General features: G+C 46.6%; 3 protein-coding genes and 1 pseudogene. 3 read left to right on the forward strand and 1 reads right to left on the reverse strand.

The genetic code is table 11. From position 1 onward, the window contains the following. The first annotated feature begins 389 nt into the window (after window positions 1–389). Window positions 390–3008, forward strand: a complete 2619-nt coding sequence (locus J07HQW2_RS15560; RefSeq protein WP_021056602.1) for a heavy metal translocating P-type ATPase — start codon at window positions 390–392, stop codon at window positions 3006–3008. 259 nt (window positions 3009–3267) lie between these two features. Here the strand turns inward: J07HQW2_RS15560 and J07HQW2_RS15565 are convergent, their stop codons facing one another. Next, window positions 3268–3504, reverse strand: a complete 237-nt coding sequence (locus J07HQW2_RS15565) for a hypothetical protein (protein WP_021056603.1) — start codon at window positions 3502–3504, stop codon at window positions 3268–3270. A gap of 449 nt (window positions 3505–3953) precedes the next feature. Between J07HQW2_RS15565 and J07HQW2_RS15570 the strand changes: the two genes are divergently transcribed. Then, window positions 3954–4751 (forward strand): MOSC domain-containing protein, encoded by a 798-nt coding sequence (locus J07HQW2_RS15570; RefSeq protein ID WP_021056604.1) that lies wholly within the window; start codon window positions 3954–3956, stop codon window positions 4749–4751. Between the two features lie 401 nt (window positions 4752–5152). Beyond that, a pseudogene (locus J07HQW2_RS15575) lies at window positions 5153–6000 on the forward strand (extracellular solute-binding protein); the annotation flags it as partial.

Consider the following 6000-nt stretch of genomic DNA (forward strand, 5'->3'; position numbering starts at 1 on the left):
CCCCCACCCCGACCCCGGCGGTCGTCCGGCGGGGAGCCGAGCCGAGCCGGACGAGCATGGTTCGCTAACGCAGCCACAGCCCACGTTCCCAGCTAGTACGGACTGAAACAGGAAACTAAACATACCACGGTCAGGAGGTTCGTGTCAGCTCAGCTATCGCAGGCGGGTAGATAACTCGCATGTCGCATTCCTGCCCGCCGTGAACGGCGGGATTTCCTGCTTGGTGAAAGGTGAAAGGTGAAAGATGAGAGGGAAATCACGAATAGTATGAAACGGTATATCCAGATTTAATAACTCAGCATGCCACTGTTATTGAAGTATATCATAAAATACGCTCTAAATAGCAGTCGATTTAATAAGTCTATGGCAACTACCTCACGGTAACGACTATGCATGATTCGGAATCCACCGATAGTACTGATATACCGCCGGATGATGCTTCTACAACCCCTCAACACAAAGTAGAAGACACAGACCAACTCTCCCAGTCAGTTAATAACCCAGATGTGACTCAGTTTTCAATTCCAGCGATGGATTGTCCATCCTGTGCACAGAAGGTTATCAACAGCGTCAGAAAATTAGATGCAATCCAGAATATCGACTCACAAGTAGCAACCGGAGTGCTCACAGTATCATATGAGAGTGGGGAGGTCACTCCCGATGCGATAATTAGTCGGATTCAACAGGCAGGATACGGTGTGGAAAATACGAGTGAGACGACATCAGAGTTCACAGTCCCGGAAATGGACTGTCCATCGTGCGCTAATAAAGTTGAAAATGCGCTTGATGACACCCATGAGATCATTGCGCACGAAACACGACCAACGACTGGAACTGTCATAGTTCGATATAATTCTCTTAAACTCAGTGATGCTGATATCATCGACGTAATTGCGGCTGCTGGATATGAGATCACAGAGAGTCCAGATGCTGCGTCAATAGGTCAACAAACAACTGATGAACGTGAACGCAGCTGGAAGAGTCCCCGAGCGATTAAGACATGGATCAGTGGTGGGTTCGTCGGTGTTGGGTTACTTTTTGAATTCGTTTTACTTGAACAGAATCTGACGATTGCAACCGTACTGGACACAGCTGTACTTGTCGCTGATGTGCTATTTCTTGCTGCTGTTGTTTTCGGCGGTCAAGCAATCATTCGCAATGGATATTATTCAGCACGAAATCTGAGCCTTGATATTGATTTTTTAATGTCGGTGGCTATCCTCGGGGCAGTCACTGCAAGCTTCGTCTTTGATCAAGCACTTTATTTTGAGGCTGCCACGCTCGCATTTCTCTTCAGTGTTGCTGAATTGCTAGAGCGATACTCAATCGACCGTACCCGAGAGTCACTCCAGGAATTAATGAATCTCTCACCAGATGAGGCGACTATCAAACAGAACAACAGCACAGAAACAGTCCCACTTACTCAAATCACGATTGGGGATATCGTCGTTGTCAAGCCCGGTGAGAAGATTCCGATGGATGGGACAGTTGTTGACGGCGAGAGCGCTGTCAATCAAGCACCGATTACCGGTGAAAGTGTTCCGATTGATAAAACAGCAGGAGATACGGTATATGCCGGCACGATCAATGAGGAGGGATACATCGAACTTGAGGTCACCTCGGAGGCTAGTGACAATACGCTCTCACGCATTGTAGAAATGGTTGAGAATGCACAATCAAATAAAACTGAGCGTGAGCAGTTTGTCGAACGCTTTTCATCATATTACACCCCAGTTGTCGTTGCCTTCGCCATTATCACAATGATAGCAAGCCCGTACGTTCTTGCAACGACATGGTCTACGGGCATCGTATATGGATTAACATTACTGGTATTAGCGTGCCCCTGTGCATTCGTCATATCAACACCTGTGTCCGTGGTATCAGGGATTACAAGTGCTGCAAAAAACGGTGTCTTAATCAAAGGTGGAAATCACCTCGAAGCGATTGGATCTGTCGACACCGTTGCGTTTGATAAAACAGGAACACTCACGACGGGGGAATTAACGGTCACTGATGTCATTCCGCTGAATCAGAATTCAAAACAAGATGTCCTCCGGTGTGCACGCGGACTTGAACAACGGAGTGAACACCCCATTGGTGAGGCGATTGTTGCCGAAGCCGAAAACACACAGACTGCTGAGCGTGAGATTGAGGAGTTTGAAAGTATCACTGGTAAAGGCGTGCGAGCAAGTCTCGACGGAACCCCTCACTTTGCTGGTAAGCCAGGGCTGTTTGAAGAACTCGGATTTGATCTCTCACACGTTCATGCGACAACTGACGGGGGTGCTATTACGCAGACCGCTCATCAGATGTGCACGCAGAATAATTGCATTGACCTACTTGAGGAGACTGTTCCCCGACTCCAGACAGAAGGAAAGACCGTTGTTCTTGTTGGTACTGAGACTGAACTCGAAGGTGTCATTGCTGTCGCAGATGGGATTCGTCCAGAAGCAGAACAAACAATAACTCAACTCAAGCAACTCGGTATCTCTCAAACCGTGATGTTGACCGGAGATAATGAGCGGACTGCTCGAACTATCGCTCGTAAAATTAATATTGATACGTATCAGTCTGAATTGCTTCCCGAAGAAAAAGTGAGTGCAGTCGAGAGCTTAGTCGATGAGTATGATGATGTTGCAATGGTCGGTGACGGTATCAACGATGCACCAGCGCTCGCCACAGCGACAGTTGGCGTTGCGATGGGAGCTGCCGGAACCGACACCGCATTGGAAACCGCCGATATTGCACTGATGGGTGATAATATTCAGAGACTTCCATATCTCTACGAACTGGCGAATGATGCAAACAGTATCATCCGGCAAAATATTTGGTCAAGTCTAATCATCAAACTTGGTCTGGCGGTCGCCGTCCCATTTGGATATGTCCCTATCTGGCTCGCCGTTCTTGCTGGTGATGCCGGAATGACTACAGCTGTCACCGGAAACGCAATGCGACTCTCAGGAGTCATACCAGATGTCGGAACTGAGGCAACTGCAGATAACGAATAACATTACACGAGCTATGAGCGGTCATATGTATTAGATTACTTTTTCGATCAGTTGAGTTCAATCACTTTGAGACATTGCTGAGATGGCGAGCGAAGTGATCCTTCTTGCTGCTCGGTCCAGATGTGGTAGTATAATCTTAATCTGTCAATTGGGACTAAGAGACACTATATCGACATAGAATCGGAATCAGAATGACAGTGACTGAGTAGCCTGATTCAATAAGTCACGTCGCTATCTGTTATCACAGCAACCGGTCAGATCACTCTTTGTGCATATTCAACTGCTCATTCTCACTGCTGTATCCACCTCCACCTCCACCTCCATCTCCGTCTTCACCGCCACTGCCTCCAGTGTCGTCACCTGCACTATCTTCGCTATCTCCGTCATCACCCTCGCTCTCTCCAGGACTAGTGCACCCTGCAAGACCTACGCCGAGCGCTATGGCAACCCCAGACAACAGTCTTCGACGATTGCATTGCTTGTCAACTAATTCCATACGCTAGTCGCTCACCGTTATATCATATTAATAATTCTGGATAATATCTCTAATACACCGCAGAGATATTATTTAAATAAGATTGTGAGTCTTGAGCCTCAAAGTATCGATTAACACATGTTTGCAGATAGAATTCAGAGCAAATCAAATATTGACAATTAATTGTACAACCCGCGACTGACCGCCTGCACTGCATTGAGAATGCCTCTCTCAGTTGGCTTTCATCACAGTTAGCACAGTTGACCTCCAGTACGGGTCAAGATCATAGGCAACCGCTCGCCCCTACCGATCGACATATAGTACATTTTTACTATCGAGCGTCGACATCCATCTCTAGATAATCCATATATAATCAGATAGTGAATGAAATGTTCATAGATACTATTCTCATCTATCTAGAAAATACAGTAAACATAACAATTATATCGATTATGTGACTGTATCAGGTAGTGCCAACCCTCGCAGAGATCCTCATCTACCCGGTCAAAGCGCTTGATCCGAGCAGTCTTGATCGAGTATCAGTAACTAATATTGGTGGGTTAGCCGGTGATCGAACATACGGTATCAAAGATATTGACGGCGAGTATGTCCAGGGTAAGCGCACATCCGCTGTCCATAGACTTCATACGAAGTGTGATCTAGACTCACAGCGATTCACAGTGCGGACTCATGAGACAGACCAGACACATGAATTTCATCTCGATACTGATCGGGAAGCACTTGAGACGTGGTTATCAGAGTATTTTGGGTTAGATGTTGTATTATCGGTTGAGCCCGGCGGAGGGCAGACTGATAATGTTATATTCAATGCGGATGGCACCGCTGGTCCGACGGTAATCAGTGCGGCTACGATACGTGAGGTTGCATCGTGGTATGATGGAATATCTCCAAAACAGATGCAACAACGCTTGCGTCCTAATCTTGTCATCAGTGATGTCCCACCGTTTTGGGAGGACCAACTGCTGACAGACAGTGATTATGAGTTACAAATCGGGAGTGTCACACTGACTAACATTGAGCCAATCTCACGGTGTGTCGTCCCTGCTCGTGACCCACACACCGGTGTGGAGTATGATGGATTTCGAGAAATATTTCTTAAAAAGCGAGCGGAGACCCTACCGACGTGGGTAGATGAAAATGACCTCGATGGAAATTTATTCAGTGTCATGGTTGGGACTCAAATACCGGGTTCCGAACGAGATGGCGAACTTTCCGTTGGAGATACAATCCAAATTGTATCACCCTAATACTGGTATTTCAATTCTTTTAAAATAGTCCCAGACGCTTGCGTGTTGAGAGTATCTTACGCTTAATGAGGGTTTCAGGGAGTCAACGATGGCTCGTATACAGACCTCGAATTTTGGCAACCATCTCACACTGCCACGTCTACTCAAGTTGTGTGACTCGGAGTTACCTTCCTACATCCTAACAGTATGTCTGATATCTCTAACGACACTTCATCTCGACTCTAATATCACAGCATAACCCTCAGATGTCTGGGACATATGCTAGATATCTATATTCTTATCTCCGCAATTACATACTGTTATATACGACTAATATATCAAATTATCAGTACATACTATGTATATCGCTTGGTAACAGTATTATAAATCCATTTTTGTATAATACTCAAATCTGTGGTTGAATGAATCCAACACGGCGGCAACTCCTGAGTGGTCTTGGCACGGCAACTGCAGTTGGGCTTGCAGGGTGCTCTAGTGGCAGTGACTCCGGGTCAACTCCCAGCTCTGGATCCGGATCCGGAGTCCGAGTCCGGGTCTAGTGAATCATTCGACGTTGGGTACGGCGATTATCAGACCTCAGTTTCTGCGAATAATTTCCCAGATAAATTATTCGTGTATGCCGTCCAGACTGGATGGTCAAACTGGGGGGCATTGATGCAGGATTTCACAGACAACTATGGAGTCTCGCTCAATGATGATCAACGCTCCTCAGGTGAGGCACTCTCACATGCCCGACAGAACGCACAAGATCCTAATCACTCTGCAATGAATGGCGGGTACACCTTTGGTGTGGTTGCCCGAAACGATGGATTAACACAACCATACAAGCCGGCGAATTATGATAAGGTACCAGATACGCTCAAAACTGATGATGGTCATGTGACTGCGACTCGCCGGATGACGACAACAGTCACATATCGGAAAGACCTCTACGAGGAACAAGGCATTGAGCCTCCAGAAACCTGGGAAGACCTCAAACGTCCGGAAATCGCCTCCAAACTTCAGATCCAGCCCCCACAGGCAGCGGTCGGTCTTGCTGGTGCAATTTCGATCAATAATGCATACGGTGGCTCACTGGATGATGTCCAACCTGTCATCGATTACTATATAGATGTAAAGAGTGAGGGAGCAGTATTCACTGGCAATGTTGAGCAGAAATTCACTAAAGGCGAGATACAAACGTTCATCGAATATGATTACACAGGTCTTGATCTGAAATATAATTCCGATTCCATTGCCGAGGAGAACG

Source organism: Haloquadratum walsbyi J07HQW2 (assembly GCF_000415985.1).
In the GTDB taxonomy this organism is placed as follows: domain Archaea; phylum Halobacteriota; class Halobacteria; order Halobacteriales; family Haloferacaceae; genus Haloquadratum; species Haloquadratum walsbyi_B.

Bases quoted from the DNA above. Each gene is read 5' to 3' on its own strand.
- J07HQW2_RS15565 (WP_021056603.1), bottom strand. From the start codon at position 3,504: ATGGAATTAGTTGACAAGCAATGCAATCGTCGAAGACTGTTGTCTGGG.
- J07HQW2_RS15560 (WP_021056602.1), top strand. From the start codon at position 390: ATGCATGATTCGGAATCCACCGATAGTACTGATATACCGCCGGATGAT.